At 40.0% G+C, this 14,842-nt stretch carries 17 protein-coding genes and 2 pseudogenes; all 19 read right to left on the minus strand.

The features are described from left to right. Nucleotides 1–16: 16 nt before the first annotated feature. Nucleotides 17–733, minus strand: coding sequence for a YebC/PmpR family DNA-binding transcriptional regulator (locus STRDD10_RS06225; RefSeq protein ID WP_067193998.1), 717 nt, complete (start codon nucleotides 731–733; stop codon nucleotides 17–19). A 78-nt stretch (nucleotides 734–811) separates the two neighbouring features. After that, entirely contained in the window at nucleotides 812–1,900 is a 1,089-nt protein-coding gene (locus STRDD10_RS06230) for a nucleotidyltransferase (RefSeq protein WP_067193999.1), read from the minus strand. A gap of 14 nt (nucleotides 1,901–1,914) precedes the next feature. Further along, a complete protein-coding gene (locus STRDD10_RS06235; RefSeq protein WP_067194001.1) occupies nucleotides 1,915–2,307 on the minus strand; it encodes a hypothetical protein in 393 nt (130 codons plus the stop codon). Between the two features lie 9 nt (nucleotides 2,308–2,316). Next, the gene (locus tag STRDD10_RS06240; RefSeq protein ID WP_331709910.1) at nucleotides 2,317–3,057 is read right to left on the minus strand and encodes a class I SAM-dependent DNA methyltransferase; all 741 of its coding nucleotides are present in this window, start codon (nucleotides 3,055–3,057) and stop codon (nucleotides 2,317–2,319) included. Nucleotides 3,058–3,380: 323 nt separating this feature from the next. Further along, nucleotides 3,381–3,734 (minus strand): ribosome silencing factor, encoded by a 354-nt coding sequence (rsfS, locus tag STRDD10_RS06245; protein ID WP_067194005.1) that lies wholly within the window; start codon nucleotides 3,732–3,734, stop codon nucleotides 3,381–3,383. Next, nucleotides 3,735–4,328: a bis(5'-nucleosyl)-tetraphosphatase (symmetrical) YqeK gene (gene yqeK, locus STRDD10_RS06250; protein ID WP_067194007.1), complete on the minus strand. Its 594-nt coding sequence runs from the start codon at nucleotides 4,326–4,328 to the stop codon at nucleotides 3,735–3,737. Further along, complete coding sequence (locus STRDD10_RS06255) at nucleotides 4,325–4,954, minus strand: nicotinate-nucleotide adenylyltransferase (RefSeq protein ID WP_067194008.1); 630 nt, start codon at nucleotides 4,952–4,954, stop codon at nucleotides 4,325–4,327. Before STRDD10_RS06255 ends, yqeK begins: the two co-directional genes overlap by 4 nt. Before the next feature lie 65 nt (nucleotides 4,955–5,019). Next, nucleotides 5,020–5,331 carry a ribosome assembly RNA-binding protein YhbY gene (gene yhbY / locus STRDD10_RS06260; protein WP_067194010.1) on the minus strand — a complete coding sequence of 104 codons (312 nt, stop codon included), beginning with the start codon at nucleotides 5,329–5,331 and terminating at the stop codon, nucleotides 5,020–5,022. Between the two features lie 11 nt (nucleotides 5,332–5,342). Further along, nucleotides 5,343–6,449, minus strand: coding sequence for a ribosome biogenesis GTPase YqeH (gene yqeH, locus STRDD10_RS06265; protein WP_067194012.1), 1,107 nt, complete (start codon nucleotides 6,447–6,449; stop codon nucleotides 5,343–5,345). A 3-nt stretch (nucleotides 6,450–6,452) separates the two neighbouring features. Further along, nucleotides 6,453–6,980, minus strand: a complete 528-nt coding sequence (locus STRDD10_RS06270) for a YqeG family HAD IIIA-type phosphatase (RefSeq protein WP_067194013.1) — start codon at nucleotides 6,978–6,980, stop codon at nucleotides 6,453–6,455. Between the two features lie 200 nt (nucleotides 6,981–7,180). Further along, nucleotides 7,181–9,236: pseudogene (locus tag STRDD10_RS06275) on the minus strand (cation:proton antiporter). 15 nt (nucleotides 9,237–9,251) lie between these two features. Then, nucleotides 9,252–9,500 carry a hypothetical protein gene (locus tag STRDD10_RS06280; protein WP_067194015.1) on the minus strand — a complete coding sequence of 83 codons (249 nt, stop codon included), beginning with the start codon at nucleotides 9,498–9,500 and terminating at the stop codon, nucleotides 9,252–9,254. Then, a complete protein-coding gene (locus tag STRDD10_RS06285) occupies nucleotides 9,493–10,056 on the minus strand; it encodes a tRNA 5-(aminomethyl)-2-thiouridylate-methyltransferase MnmM (RefSeq protein WP_067194085.1) in 564 nt (187 codons plus the stop codon). The genes STRDD10_RS06280 and STRDD10_RS06285 overlap by 8 nt, the downstream gene beginning before the upstream one ends. A 195-nt stretch (nucleotides 10,057–10,251) precedes the next feature. Further along, the gene (locus tag STRDD10_RS06290; protein ID WP_067194087.1) at nucleotides 10,252–11,223 is read right to left on the minus strand and encodes a tRNA modification radical SAM protein MnmL/YtqA; all 972 of its coding nucleotides are present in this window, start codon (nucleotides 11,221–11,223) and stop codon (nucleotides 10,252–10,254) included. A gap of 23 nt (nucleotides 11,224–11,246) precedes the next feature. Then, nucleotides 11,247–11,555 (minus strand): MGMT family protein, encoded by a 309-nt coding sequence (locus STRDD10_RS06295; RefSeq protein ID WP_067194017.1) that lies wholly within the window; start codon nucleotides 11,553–11,555, stop codon nucleotides 11,247–11,249. Beyond that, a complete protein-coding gene (locus STRDD10_RS06300; RefSeq protein WP_067194018.1) occupies nucleotides 11,548–12,177 on the minus strand; it encodes a phosphatase PAP2 family protein in 630 nt (209 codons plus the stop codon). The genes STRDD10_RS06295 and STRDD10_RS06300 overlap by 8 nt, the downstream gene beginning before the upstream one ends. After that, nucleotides 12,167–12,730, minus strand: coding sequence for an ECF transporter S component (locus tag STRDD10_RS06305; RefSeq protein WP_067194020.1), 564 nt, complete (start codon nucleotides 12,728–12,730; stop codon nucleotides 12,167–12,169). Before STRDD10_RS06305 ends, STRDD10_RS06300 begins: the two co-directional genes overlap by 11 nt. Before the next feature lie 834 nt (nucleotides 12,731–13,564). Then, complete coding sequence (locus STRDD10_RS06310; RefSeq protein ID WP_067194022.1) at nucleotides 13,565–14,068, minus strand: tRNA (cytidine(34)-2'-O)-methyltransferase; 504 nt, start codon at nucleotides 14,066–14,068, stop codon at nucleotides 13,565–13,567. A 493-nt stretch (nucleotides 14,069–14,561) separates the two neighbouring features. Next, nucleotides 14,562–14,687: pseudogene (locus STRDD10_RS11895) on the minus strand (IS630 family transposase); the annotation flags it as partial. Nucleotides 14,688–14,842: the final 155 nt, after the last annotated feature.

Genomic DNA, 14,842 nt, shown 5'->3' on the forward strand with positions numbered 1-14,842 from the left:
GATTTTATTTGTCTGATTAAAAGCCATCTACATTAGTATAGATCTTTTGTACGTCTTCATCGTCTTCAAGAACGCTGTAAAGTTTTTCAAAGGTTTCAAGATCATCGCCAGTCAATTCTACTTCAGACTGAGGAAGCATTTCCAATTCAGTAACTTGGAATTCTTCGATACCAGATTCGCGAAGGGCTACAAGAGCCTTGTGAAGGTCAGTTGGAGCAGTATAAACCGTGATCGTGCCTTCTTCTGCTTCGACATCATCGACATCAACATCTGCCTCTAGCAATTGCTCAAAGACTGCATCTGCATCCTCTCCCGCAAAGACGATCACACCCTTGTTGTCAAAGAGGTAAGAAACAGAACCTGAAGCTCCCATATTTCCACCGTTCTTTCCAAAAGCTGCACGGACGTTGGCTGCAGTACGATTAACGTTAGAAGTCAAAGTATCCACAATCAGCATAGAACCATTTGGTCCAAATCCTTCGTAACGTCCTTCTGTAAAGGTTTCGTCTGTATTCCCTTTGGCCTTGTCCAAAGCCTTATCAATGACGTGTTTTGGTACTTGTGCTTGTTTAGCACGGTCAATGACGAATTTAAGGGCTGAGTTTGATTCTGGATCTGGATCCCCTTTTTTGGCTGCTACATAGATTTCAACACCAAATTTTGCATATACTTTCGAGTTTGCTCCATCTTTAGCCGTTTTCTTGGCTACAATATTGGCCCACTTACGTCCCATTAGGAATCTCCTTTATTCACATTTTAATCTTTCTTATTATAACATATTTCCACATTTCTGGAAGAGCTTTTCTAATTTTTATTTGCTGATTGGTCTTCTCCCAAAATTTTGCTCCAGTAGCTGTGGATTCCCCAACCGATATATTTGATCTACTCTTTGAGTCTGCTCGTCCCAAGACTCTCGTCCAATTCGACTAACAAGATTCACCTGTCCTCTTATCTTCTTCAGATGCTTGCGTCCTTTTTCCGTAAAACCAAGGACATGGATACCTTCAGGTAAGGAACTTTCTCTGGCCTGCACCAAGATATAGGTCAAGAGACGTCGTACACGCGCTTTGGTATAGCGTTTGGTCGCTACAAGAGAAACCAATTCCTCTACAGACTGGGCTGACTTGATCGCTTCCTTAATGCGCACTGCCATTTCTTGATTGACCTGATAAATGCTAGTCAAGTCAGGATTGGAGAGAATTTGATAACCTAGCAGAGAGAAAAAATCTTCCCACCTTACTTTAGGCGCCTGCTCAAAAAGTCTAACAGCTGGCATAAATCGTTCCAAAAACTCATAGTTAGCCTGATGTTGACGAAGGGCCGTCGCCGAAGCAAAGTCCACATCCCTATCCACAGAATGATAACCTGCACCTTGTCGCTGGATAGGCTGGAGCTTGATGTTTTTTCCCGCTACTGCCTTGGCATAGGCCAAAGCCAAGACGTGGTTAGGCGTAGAGCCTGAAAAATCAAGTCCTGCAAATTCCTTCCACATGACTTGAGTTTTTTGGGGATAAGAGAGAGAATCAGGCAGATTTTCCACAAAATTCTTCATTTCAGAACCACGTTTTGTGTATAAGTACGCTATTTCCTGGTAATCGATCACTTCCTCTGTTCCAAAGGCCAGGGTATCAATACCTAACCGAGACAAGATTTCCACCGCTCCTTGTCCAAAGAAATCCGCAGCCTGAACAGAAACCAAAAAAGGCAATTCCACTACCAGATCCGCTCCATTTTCCAGCGCCATCTGGGCCCGTGTCCACTTGTCCACGATTGCAGGTTCGCCGCGTTGCATAAAATTCCCCGACATGGCAACGATTTTAAGACCTTTAGCCTGATCCAGCAGGTATTTGTGCCCATTATGAAAAGGGTTAAACTCTGCGATAATACCTGTAACTGTCATGGCAATCTCCCTTTCTAATGTCGAAATCTACGATACCGCTCAGGCAATTTTCCTCTCCAGTTAAGCCATTGTTTTTCTCCTACTGGAAGGATTTCTGCCAGTTGTTTGTTGTTATAATTTTTTTGTAACTCAGGATAAGCTATCAACATAGTTGGTCTATGGCATCCAGCAACCGTCATTGGCCATGTTCCATACATCAGCAGATGTTGGTTCTCCGTATCTGTGCGTGTTTCATTCACCAACATCTCATAAAGCTCTTGGGACAAGTCATAAACAACTAACTCCGTACAGACAGTTCCCTCTTCCTGCACATAAAAGTAGTGCCCATCTTTTTCCCAAAGCGTTCCATTTTGACGGATACGATTAAACTGCGAAACTTCTTCCCAAGAATATTTTGATCGAACCATATCCAGCTCCTACTTCTGCGCGACAAAAAACCAACGGTTTGAGGTTGCGGTTGGTTCCTCGTCTTCAAAGTCCGCATACAATTTGAAGGATTTAAAGCCAGCCTGCTCCAATAAGATGTCATAGGTTAAAACTTCATAGGTGCGCTCTTCATGGACTTCATCATGGCGACTAAAGGACCCATCTTCTTCTTTCACAAAGAAGGTCAGTTCATGCACGATAGAATGTGGTGCTGCATCCTCATAGGTATCCCAGAGCATGGCAAAGTTTTCGGCATTTTCATGGTAAGAATAACCTGGGAAAACCTCATCCGTCTGGTAGGTCGAATGCACATCAAAGATAAAAACACCGTCTTCCTTGAGAGCATTATACACTTCCTTAAAGACGTCTCCTACCTCCACTTCATCCTGCATATAGCAGATAGAATCCGAGTAGCAAGTAACGAAATCATAAGTGCCTGCTTGTGAGAGATCCAACATATTCCCCTCGATAAAATCAATCTTCTGCTTGGCTGAAGCAGCTCTCTTCTCAGCAATCTTCAGCATGTCAGCACTCAGGTCTAATCCTGTCACATCAAAACCAGCTTGGGAAAAGCGAACAGACTGAATCCCTGTCCCACAAGCCAATTCCAGTAATTTTTTCCGTTCCTTGCTTTTAGGGAGATGCCGGAGAGAAAAATCTGTCCACAAATCATACAGACTGTCATCCATGACCGCATCGTAGACCGCCGCGAAGGTTTCATAAGTTGCCATAATCATGATACCAAGTCCGCCCGTAATCGGAATGAAAATTAGGAGCTTGACAATGGAGCCGAGCTCCAAGGAAGGCTATCTATTTTCCGAAGATTACAGGACGGGTTCAAATCCTTTCTAAGATACAAAGAGCCTTAAAAGCATAGAGAAAATAGGAAACTTTCTGCCGTATCATCAGATACAAAGGAAGTTTATCTTTTTCTCACAGCTTTTAGCTCGTGTTCAGTTAGAAACCTAACCAAACACAAGGCCCTATCCTTTCTTTCCGTAGAATTTTCAATTTAACCAACAAAACTCAGTTGCTACCAACTGAGTTTACATGCTTATGCTAGGGCTGCTGAAAGATCGACAGCACTTGCTTCGTGCCATAGCTTTTCAAGGTTATAGTGGGCACGCATTTCTTCTGAAAAGATATGGACGACAACCCCACCCAAGTCCAGCAAAACCCAGCCTCCAGCTGCATCTCCTTCAGCTTGGCTGCCTTTCAGACCAGCTTGAGCGACCTTTTCACGGATGTTTTCTGCTATGGCATCCAATTGACGTGTATTCATCGAGCTTGCGATGACAAAATAATCTGTTACACTTGTCAAACCTTGTACGTCAAGGGCGACAATATCTTCTGCCCGTTTTTCATCAGCCGCTTTCACGACCAACTCTAGTAATTCTTGTTCTTTCATTTAATCCTCTTTCAGATACTGCACATAGGCATTATAAGTCTCGATGGTCTGTGGATAAATAGGCAAGCCTTGGTGAGCTAGATGTTCTACCGTTCGAGCCGTTTCGTAGGCCACAGCTTGATTGAGAGATGTTTGAGCCAATTCACGCGCCAGCTCTACGCCAGGAAAGGCCCGGTTGTGCTCGATATAGTCTGCTACATAGATGACCTTTTCCAAGTCTGTCATCCGGCTAGCCCCCACTGTATGCACTTCGATCGCTCGTAAAATTTCCGAGTCTTGCAAGTCCAAATCTTCCCGGATCTTGTAGATCCCAACTACGCCATGCCAGATATTATTGCCCCAATTTTTAAGATCAGGATCCAGCTCATAGCAATCAATCAGTTCTAAAAACTCTTGATCCGATAATTTTTTGGCATAGTCATGTAAGAGTCCGGCTAACCCAGCCTGATCCTTATCCACACCGAACCGTTCTGCCAGTTCTATGGCTGCCTTTTCCACACCCAAACAGTGGTTTAATCGCTTTTCTGGTAGCAATTCAGCCATTTTCTCCAATAGTTGATCCCGATCACAGTTGATATAGTTTTGGTAAGTCATCGGTAGAGCTCCTCCTCTTCAATATAGTCCAATACGGATTGAGGCAAGAGGAAATTGGGCTTACGTTTTTGTGCAATAAATTCTCGAATCATACTTGAGGAAATATCCATGAGAGGAACGTCTACCCATATAACAGGATAAGAAGTACCTGCTTTATATCTTGGTCGCTGTACCCCTACAAACTGTACAATTTCAACCAATTCATCAATACGATACCACTTAGGCAAGTAGTCTACCATATCTGCACCTATAATAAAATAATAATCCGTATCTGGATCACGTTCATTGAGAAGAAGCATCGTATCGTAAGTATAGGAAGTTCCTTTTCGATCCAACTCGATTGTCTCAATCTCCAATCCTTGAATTCCCTCGATTGCCAATTCTAACATTTTAAGGCGATGAGATTCATCAATTGTTCCCTTATAGTCCACATGAGGAGGCTCATACTCAGGCAGCAACAACACTTTATCAAGCCCCAGTTGTTGGCGAACTTGATCTGCAACAACTAGATGAGCATTATGAACGGGGTTAAAGTTTCCACCGAGGATACCAACTTGCTTACGTTTTTTCTTTTCTTGTGGCTCTAACTCCACTTTGGTAAAGGGAGTAAGTAGCTCGATTGCCATAGGCTATCCCTCTTTCTTTGGTAACTGAATATAGATTTTTTAATTCGTAAATTTCAACTTAATAATTAGATTTCTTTCACTTTTTTTGAAATCTTACGATTTTCCTTTTTACTTGATGGTTTAAAAAGGATGAGAATACGACCGATTTTTTGAACGGTATGAACACCAATTTCCTCTTCTAAAATTTCAGCCACTTCATGGATATTTTCATCTGTGTTTTGTAAAAGTGTTACTTTAATCAACTCCCGTGCATCCAATGCTTGACGCACACTTGTCTTAATTTGGTCATTTAGTCCATTTTTTCCAATTTGAACAATCGGTCTTAAAGAATGAGCTTGACTGCTTAGGTAAGCTCGTTGTTTTGATGTTAACATGATTTTTTCCTCTATTAAATAATTGCCTTACGAACAGAGACAGCAACTCCTTCTGGAGCCCAAGCTACAACACGAGCGACACCAGAGACACGAATCCAACCTAAACCAGAAAATACTAAGTCTGTTTTTTCTGTTATAGTAAACTCGTGTTTAACCAACTGTGGAAAACTTGATTTTTCCATAGCATTTGGAGGAGTTAAGAGAGTACCTACATGCTTTTCATAAAAAGCCGTTGCTCCCTCAAGTTTAGTGCGATGGAGTTTCAGCTCGTTATCAAAAAAAGCTGTAAATCCCTGCTTTTCTCCTGAAACAAAGTCAAAGCGTCCCAGTCCTCCTAAAAACAAGGTTTGTTCTTGATTTAGTTGGTATGTTTTCGGTTTAATTTCTTTTTTAGGACTAACATATTTGAGATTTTTAGCAGAAAGATAGTGAGCCATCTGATGTCGGTGGATAATACCAGGAGTATCATAAATATGAGAACCATCCTCTAATGGAATCTCAATCTTATCAAGAGTCGTTCCTGGGAAACGAGAAGTTGTGATAATATCCTTGTCTCCTGTAATCTCATGAATGATTGCATTAATCAAGGTAGATTTACCAACATTCGTCACTCCAACCACATAAACATCACGTCCCTTACGATATTCCTCAATTTTATCAATGACATATTTAATAGATTGACGATCTTTCGCTGACGTTAATACAACATCAACTGGCCTCATCCCTTCTTCGTGAGCTCGCTCCATCAGCCAGTGAGTTACCTTACTACTTTTTACCGATTTAGGGAGAATATCTCGTTTATTTCCAATAAGAAGCACATCATTTCCTGATACAAATCGAGATAAACCTGGAATCACAGATCCATTAAAATCAAAGATATCCACAACATTAACGACAAGAGCATCACTATCTCCTACTTCGTGAAGGAGTTTCAAAAACTCATCATCTGAGATATGGACATCCGTTATTTCATTATAGTGGCGTAAACGAAAACAGCGTTGACAATATAACTCACCAGTCTCAAGTCCCTTTTCCAAGGCAGACTGAGGTGTATAACCAAGTTTCCCCTTCTCCTTTGTCTGAATGGCTGCTCCACAGCCTATACAAAGTAATTCTTCCATGTATTAAATTCCTTTTTTGTAATCTATTGGACCATATTTTTCAGTTATTTTTTGTAGAACTCGACGTTCTCTAGCGCGATTGATTTGTGTCTTAATAGAATCATGTTTAACTAACGGTTTTACTAAAATTGAGCGAATACCGGCTCGATGGGCTGCGCGAATATCTGTCATTAGTTGATCTCCTACCATCACAACCTCATCTTTTGAAATTTGATACCGTTTTAAAGCACGTCTAATCCCTAAGGTAAATGGTTTTAAAGCCCAATAAACATAATCAATATCAAATTTCTCAACTGCTCTTTTGACCCTCTTACGGTTATTGTTAGACACTACCACTACACAAATACCTGCATTGGATAAATCAGAAAGCCATTGACGCATCTCCGGTGTCCCATCAGGGTTATTCCAAGCTATGAGTGTGTTATCTAAATCAACTAAAACAGCTTTTACTCCCTGTTTTCGAAGCCCCTCTACTGTTACATTATAAACTGCCTCAACTGCAAAGTCAGGCATATAGTTTTCAATCGCCACATTCTACTCCAAAATTGTTACTCCCTCAATTATATCACAAGAATCCACATTTTCCAAATGTAGGAAAATCTCATCCCCAAGTCCATCCTCCTAAAATTTTAATAATGGAAAATAAAATAAGGGATAAAAAAAGCAGGGATAAAACCTGCTTCCTTCAACCATCGTGAGAGTCTTTCTGCTTTTAACCAATAGTAGTGTGATTATCGGTTTCGAGCAAAATAAATCATGTCATAAGGTAGTGTATTTGCCGTCTCCCTTAGAGAGTAACTCTCTAACTCATTAACATTTTGACGCATTCGTTTAGCGTATTTGGAGGAGATGAGATGCTTTTCTTCATACTCAAAAATGAGTTTACGCTCTAGATAATAACCACGAAGCATCTCATCAATATTGTTTGGCTTTACTCGATTGATAACCCGTTCTACAAAAGCACCACTCGTGATGATAGCAGTCTCTCTTAGCCGCGATTCCTGAATAAAAGAAATTAAGGAACTGCTGTAAACGCCTTTTAATTCTTCCAAACTCTCAATAATTAATTCTGTATTACTTAGATAAAGTGCTGCAATTTGATCATAATCAATTGCTTCTAACCGTCTAGTTTCTCCCTTTCTCCATGTCCGAAAACCTGAACCCAAGGTCAACATTTCATGAAGAAGGAGACGCATCATACGAAAGGACACGATGATAAAATAGGTAAACCGAGAGGATAGATTGCGATTAACCCGTTCTTGTAAATTTTGAAGGTAGTGTTGGTAAACTTGGTATCCTCGTTCCCGAATAGCCCCTTCCTCAAAGGCTTGCTCAAGTCCATCATTCTCAATACTGATTATCAGTAATTTCAAACTTTCCCAATCTCTTTGTATCTCCTTATTTTCAAGACTTAAAATCCTGTTTTCAATACGACCATGATAATTATCAATAGCTGCATACAATGGTGCCTTCTGCTTACTGTGCTTCAAATCCTTCTCTAACTGAGTCACCACATCATTCAATATAGCGATATGCATCAAATGATCTCTAGAATCCTCCTCTTTCTTTTCAGATAATTTCGGAAGGACCACTAAACCTGTTAAAAAGCTCAGTAAAGTCACTCCTGCAACTAGAAAAAGAAGGATGGGATACTCTTCTTCTAACCTAGTCGGAATCAAGAGTATAGTTGCAATCGATACTGTTCCTTTTACACCAGAAAAAGTCAAAAGAAGAACTTCATTAACATATTTTTTACTTTTTCTTTAGCTTCCGAGTTCGATAAGCATAAAAAGTAAAAATCATCAAATAGCGAATACAGAATAACAGAGCCGTCAAAACTATAATACTCACTAAAAGAAGCAAATTATCATATAGAGGGCTTCGTAAAATTGGCTCAGCAATCATCTCCAACTCGATACCGAGCAAGACAAAGACAGACCCATTTAAGACAAAGTTAACAGTATCCCATACCTTATGAGTGACAGTGTCCACTTGAGCTTCTAAAAGTGTAATTCGCTTAAACTTACTTGCTTTAAAAAAGCCAGCTACAACTACAGCAATAATTCCTGAGACATGAATTTCCTCTGCCAGAAAAAAAGTAACAAGTGGTAAACTCAACTCCAAGACAATCTCACTAGCAATATCAATGGCTCGAACACTGAGAAGGAATCTCTGAAGCCAACGAGTGATTGCCCCTGTCATAGTTCCTATCAGCATTCCTCCAAATATGGAAAAAAGCAAGGATATTCCAGCTTGACTAACTGAGAAAGCTCCTGTCGTCCAAGCTGCTAGAGTGACTTGAAACGTAACCAGACCTGACGCATCATTTAATAGTCCTTCCCCTTGCAAAATATTGGAGACCCTCTTTGGGAAGCTAAACCGTTCCGACAAAGAGGCAAAGGCGACAAGGTCAGTCGCACCAAGTGCCGCTCCTACGAGTAAACATGCCGCTAAAGGTAGGGTTACCCAAAAGAACTGTACTAATAACCCTAAACTAAAAGCTGAAACAAAAATAACTGGAAAAATTAAGTATAGAATGATCTTCCAGTTTTTTAAAATTGCTGTGACATCTGCTTCCTCAGCTTCCCTAAAAAGAAGGGGACCAATAACCAAAGCTAAAAATAACTCTGTATCCAAATGAAACTCACCCGTTGGAATGAAGAAACCAATGGACACCCCGATGAGAATTTGCATTAAGGGTAATGGAAGTTTCGGTTGTAACTTATTGGTCACATTTGACATGATAAGAGCCAGGGATAAAATAATTGCATAAAGGAGAAATTCCATATCTGCCTCCTTACTCTATTTATTGGTACAGCTTTCAAAAAGTTGTTTCTGCTCTAAAATTTTCTGATCGATTTTTGTCAAATCCTTATGTTCAATCTTCCGTTGACAGCGCTCCATTTGTAGACTGACTAATTTTTTCTTAATTTTAAGCATTTTCTTACTCATATGCTTTTCATCTAGTTGAGTTTGTGCATCTGTATGAGTACTTTCAACATATTGCTGACGTAAGTGATCCAGCTTTTCTTTTAAATATTGTTTATCCATGTTGGTATTCCTTTAGTTTTTCCACCATAATCAAAAAAGGTGGTGTATTGATTTGATTCAGGGGTTGGTAGAGCATGACTGTATAGAGCTTTTGGTCCAAGTGCTTCACAAAGTCCAAAACAGCATCCTTTTCCATATCTCCACCCTCATGACCATAATAAATCATGATGGACAGGCGCCCTCCGACTTCCAAACGCTCCAAAATTTGTTGGATGGCTTCTAGGGTCGTAAGGGGCTGAGTAATAATGGACTTATCCGCACTGGGCAGATAGCCTAGATTAAAAATGGCCGCTCGAATGGGCTCTTTGACATACTGGTCTAGGTGCTCATGACCATCCAAAATCAGCTCAACATTAGTCAATCCTTGCTGGTTCAATCGTTCTTGCGTTTTTTGCAAAGCTTGTTCCTGGACGTCAAAGGCATAAACTTTCTGAGCAAGACCTGCTAGAAAAGCTGTGTCATGGCCATTCCCCATGGTGGCGTCTACTGCCACACTTTGGTTATCTAAAATGTCTGCCAAAAATTCATGGGACAGGTGAATCGGACGTTTGATCATATCAGAGCCTTCTTTCTTTTGTGCTTGTAAAATCGACTTCATTAACATTTGATCGGAAAACAGCTCCATCAAGAGAGGGAAGCCCCAAAGAAGGACTTCTTCCTACTGAGGGAAGACCCCAGCTATACAAGTGCCATAAAATAGTGGACACGAGGAAAACCAGGAGATTCGAACACAATACAAGCACGAGATAAATCATTGAAATTTCTCTTCATTCTTGCTCGAACAAACTGGTTGAGGAGCTGCCTTACACCCCTGCACACTTCCCCGGCGGCGCATTTCCGCTTCAATGGCATTCAAAACTTCCCATTTATTGAGGCTCCACATGGGACCTATCAACATGTCTCGAGGGGCATCACCTGTGATGCGATGAATGACCACATGCTTGGGGATGATTTCCAGTTGATCGCAGATGACCTGGACATAATCCTCTTGACTCATGAGCTGCAAACGTCCCTCGTGGTAATCTCGCTGCATGCGTGTATTGGTCATGAGATGAAGGAGGTGAAGCTTGATCCCATTGATATCATTATCCGTCACGCACCGACGGACATTCTCCAGCATCATCTCATGGGTTTCTCCAGGCAGTCCATTGATGAGGTGACTGACGATCTCCACCTTGGGAGCCAATTCTCGCACGCGCTTGACCGTTTCTACATAGAGCTCATAAGAGTGGGCCCGGTTGATCAACTCTGAAGTAGCTTCATAGGTCGTTTGTAAACCCAGTTCTAAGGTCACATGCATGCGATCAGATAGTTCAGCCAGATAGGCGAGGATTTCATCCGGTAGGCAGTCTGGCCGTGTTCCGATATTGATCCCCACAACTCCTGGTTCATTGATAGCTTGCTCATAGCGCTCTCGGATAATTTCCACTTTCTCATGGGTGTTGGTGAAATTTTGAAAATAGACCAGGTATTTCTTGACATCTGGCCACTTGCGGTGCATAAAGTCAATCTCATGGTAAAACTGTTCACGGATGGGCGCATCCGGCGCCACAATGGCATCCCCTGACCCTGAGACTGTGCAGAAGGTACAGCCACCGTGGGCTACTGTGCCATCCCGATTAGGACAATCAAAGCTCGCATCAATCGGAACCTTAAAAGTCTTTTCTCCAAATAATTTTCGATAATAATCATTTAGCGTATTGTAAGATTTCATAACCCTCATTATAACAAAAAAGTGAGTTGAACTCAAAAGTTCCCCTCACTTGATTTCCACCGATATCGTTTCAAATCCACACATCCATTAGCCTTCACTTCCACTCCTTCAGCCCAAAGTAGTTCTTTTTGTTCCTCCCAATGGGGCGCTAAACGCCCACTACTATTGACTACACGATGACAAGGGAAAGAACCATGTGAACTTGATTGAGACAAAATCCTACCTACTTGACGCGCATAATTTGGATAGCCTAAAATTTTTGCTAATTGGCCGTATGTTGCAACTTGCCCAAGTGGAATACCTGCTACCAACTTCAACACTTGTCTTTCAAAATCATTCATAATCCTTTTGCAACCACTTACTAGCAGTCGGAAATCCCAGATTTAAAATTGTAAAACCGATCAAAAATCCAGCTACTACATCACTCGGATAATGCACACCTAAATATACACGTGAAAGCAGAATAATAGCAATCAAAGAAGCAAATAGAATACAAAGCAAATTCTTGAACATTCTATCTTTTACTGCAAAGCCAATCAAAATTATCAAGCTTCCACAAACTAAGGTCGCTGCCAAGGAATGCCCACTTGGAAAAGAAAATCCGTGTTCTTCAATCAAATGAATAATTGCTGGTCTTGGACGTCTAAAGATAAATTTTAAAATAAGGATCAAAATACCTGAAGTAGCCAAATTCGTTGCTAAAAAAATTGCCGACCGTTTCCGATTTTTAAATATCAAAAAGAAACATAAAACCAAAACCCAAGTAACCACAATACTCGTATTAAAAAGAATCGTAATGCGACTAAAGAAAACTGTTACGAGTTCTGGTAAATCTCCTCGAATCAGATTTTGAATGCTACTATCAAACGATGTTAAACCGATAGGGTTTAAAAGAAGCCAAGTAGCGAGAGTTAAAAACAAAAGGAGAGCTAAGCCTCCTCGTAAATAATGCTTATTGTTCATATCTTTTTAAAACTGGCTGAAGTAGGAGATACACCAACCAGAATGCAATCGTAAAAATCGCCCCTTCTATCAAATTAAATGGTAGTACCACCGCCAACATATAATTGGCCACTCCTAATATACTTGCTATATCAAAATTCGCAAACCTTGCATATAGTGGTATCGCATAAACATAGTTGAGTGCTAGCATGGCAACCGTTAATCCTATACTTCCCAACAAACCAGCTATTAATAAACGTTGATTAGTCTGTTTTTTCTTCCAAATGATGCCAAATACTAAAACAAAAATACCCAAAGCCACCATATTCATAGGAAGTCCGATATAGGTATTTACTCCTTGATTATTTAAAACAATCTTTAATACCGAGCGAAGCAAGAGAATGCTCATTGCCCCCTTAGTATCCAAAACCACCAAGCCAATTAGCATAGGCAGAATACTGAAATCAATCTTCAAAAAAGATGCCATCGGTAATAAAGGAAAATCAAAGAGCATTAGCAAAAATGAAATTGCTGAAAGTAGTGCAATGGTCGATAAACGACGTGTGTTTGTCATAACAGGTTCCTCCAATTTTCTATAAAATCGAAAGAAGCCAGAAAGATAGGTTACAAATAGTCTAGCACTAAAAGCCTAAATTTAACTTATACTAAAAAGATAGAGAGTCCTCTTTGTTATATCAACTCAGTCTTACTATTAGAGACAAAGAGAGCATTGCAAAACTAAATTAGCTGCTTTGCCATTTGTATGTATTGTTTTTCTTATTATATGGTTCTCTTCTGTATCAAAGATTACCTTCTTCCACAATTTGAAAAACATATCTTTCGTCTTCTCCCATCCAGACTATACTGTCGGTTGTGGAATCTCACCACATCAGCTTACGCTCGCGGACTTATTTCTTTATAAAGCATTGTAACCATACATCTTCTACTTTGAAACCACCTTAGACCATGTACCATCAGCAAAACCAACATTCGGCAAGTCAAAAGAAACAATCTGAAGTTTCTTAAATAAAAGAAGAAAGAAAATTACCGCCGGTCGGGAATCTCACCCAGCCCTGAAGACTACTCTAGGATAGCAAAAAAGCTTGCAGTTTGCAAGCCTTTGATTTCATCACCGAAACTAAAGTCTACATTCACCTTATCGGCTATCATCAACTTATCTAGAGTGAATAACAAAATAATCACTCTAGATAAGAATCCATTCCCTCAAAATAGCGGTCTAAGCAATCACTCACTAGCTCATCCAACGAGTGGTACATAGTATCAAAGGTAAGATGTTTTTTGCTAGCTCCGTTATCAAAACGTTTTGCTAAAGAAAGACATCATACGAATGTTAAGAATCCATCATCATCGTCAGATTCTTCCCATCCTTTTCGTCACTCCTTATCAATCATTTTAGTTTATCCTTTTCATAGGTGTGGTGCAATTCAAGGCCAGTAAACCCTTGCTGACGAAGTGCTTCATACACTATCATACAGACCGTATTAGAGACATTAAGACTTCGCACATGCTCATCATTCATCGGAATCCGAAGCGCCTTTTCGGGATGTTGACGCATAAACTCTTCAGGAAGCCCCTTATCTTCACGACCAAATAGAAAATACTGATCTACATCTCCTTTAAAATCTCCATCAGAATATACTTTTTTAGCAAATTTAGAAATAAGATAAAGTTGCCCTGTCATTCGATCCATAAACTCATCTAAACTATCATAAAAATGAATTTCTAACTTATCCCAATAATCTAGACCAGCCCGTTTCATCTTGCGGTCATCAATCGGAAATCCCATCGGTTTGATGATATGCAAAGGAGAGTTAGTCGCAGCACAAGTACGCGCAATATTCCCCGTATTTTGTGGAATTTGAGGTTCAAATAGTACAATATGATTCGTCATGTTTCTCTCTTTCACTGCAAAAAAATAGCCACATTACTCGGAGTCAAGCTCAGCGAATAACATGGTTACGACATCGTTAACTTTCATCACAACAGGTTTGATGGAAATCAGCGATGTTTCTGATTAATAGTATAGCACTTTAAAAATCAAAGTCAAGCAAATCAAGCGATTTTTTTAAAAAATTTCAGTCTTAAGACTGAGAAGTTATAATCCCCAATTTGTAAAATTAAGCTAGACAGAAAAAGCGGCTCTATAATATTTGTAGTGGGTAAATCCCCTATGGATATTATGGAGCCTATTTTTGTGTAGAAAAAAGTACCATATAATCTATAATGAAAAGCGATTAAACAACTCATTAGAAAGAATCATATGGAAAATAAATGAACAGTCAGGGGAGTGACTGTTCATTCCTGAGCCTAAAAATAAAAAAGCGAAAATTTTATCACAAAACTACTCGATATCAAAGACCCAAACATCAAAATTCTAGATATAGTTATTTAGTTTTTAAATAGTATGCCATTACATCATAAACAGAGTCCATGTTTCGAAGCAATTCCGTCACGCCTCTTTTTAGAACAGCCCAACTTTTCTCAATAGGATTTAATTCAGGAGAATAAGGTGGTAAGAATGTCCATCATTGATAGGGAGCTCATCCAGTATTTTCTTGGGATGAAAGCTAGCATTATCCATCACGATAACATGAGGCTCACTCAAGGATAGTAAGAGCTGTGTTTTATAGTAATTTAGTTTATAACTAGTATATCATATCCTGGT

This window comes from Streptococcus sp. DD10 (genome assembly GCF_001578805.1).
GTDB lineage: Bacteria > Bacillota > Bacilli > Lactobacillales > Streptococcaceae > Streptococcus.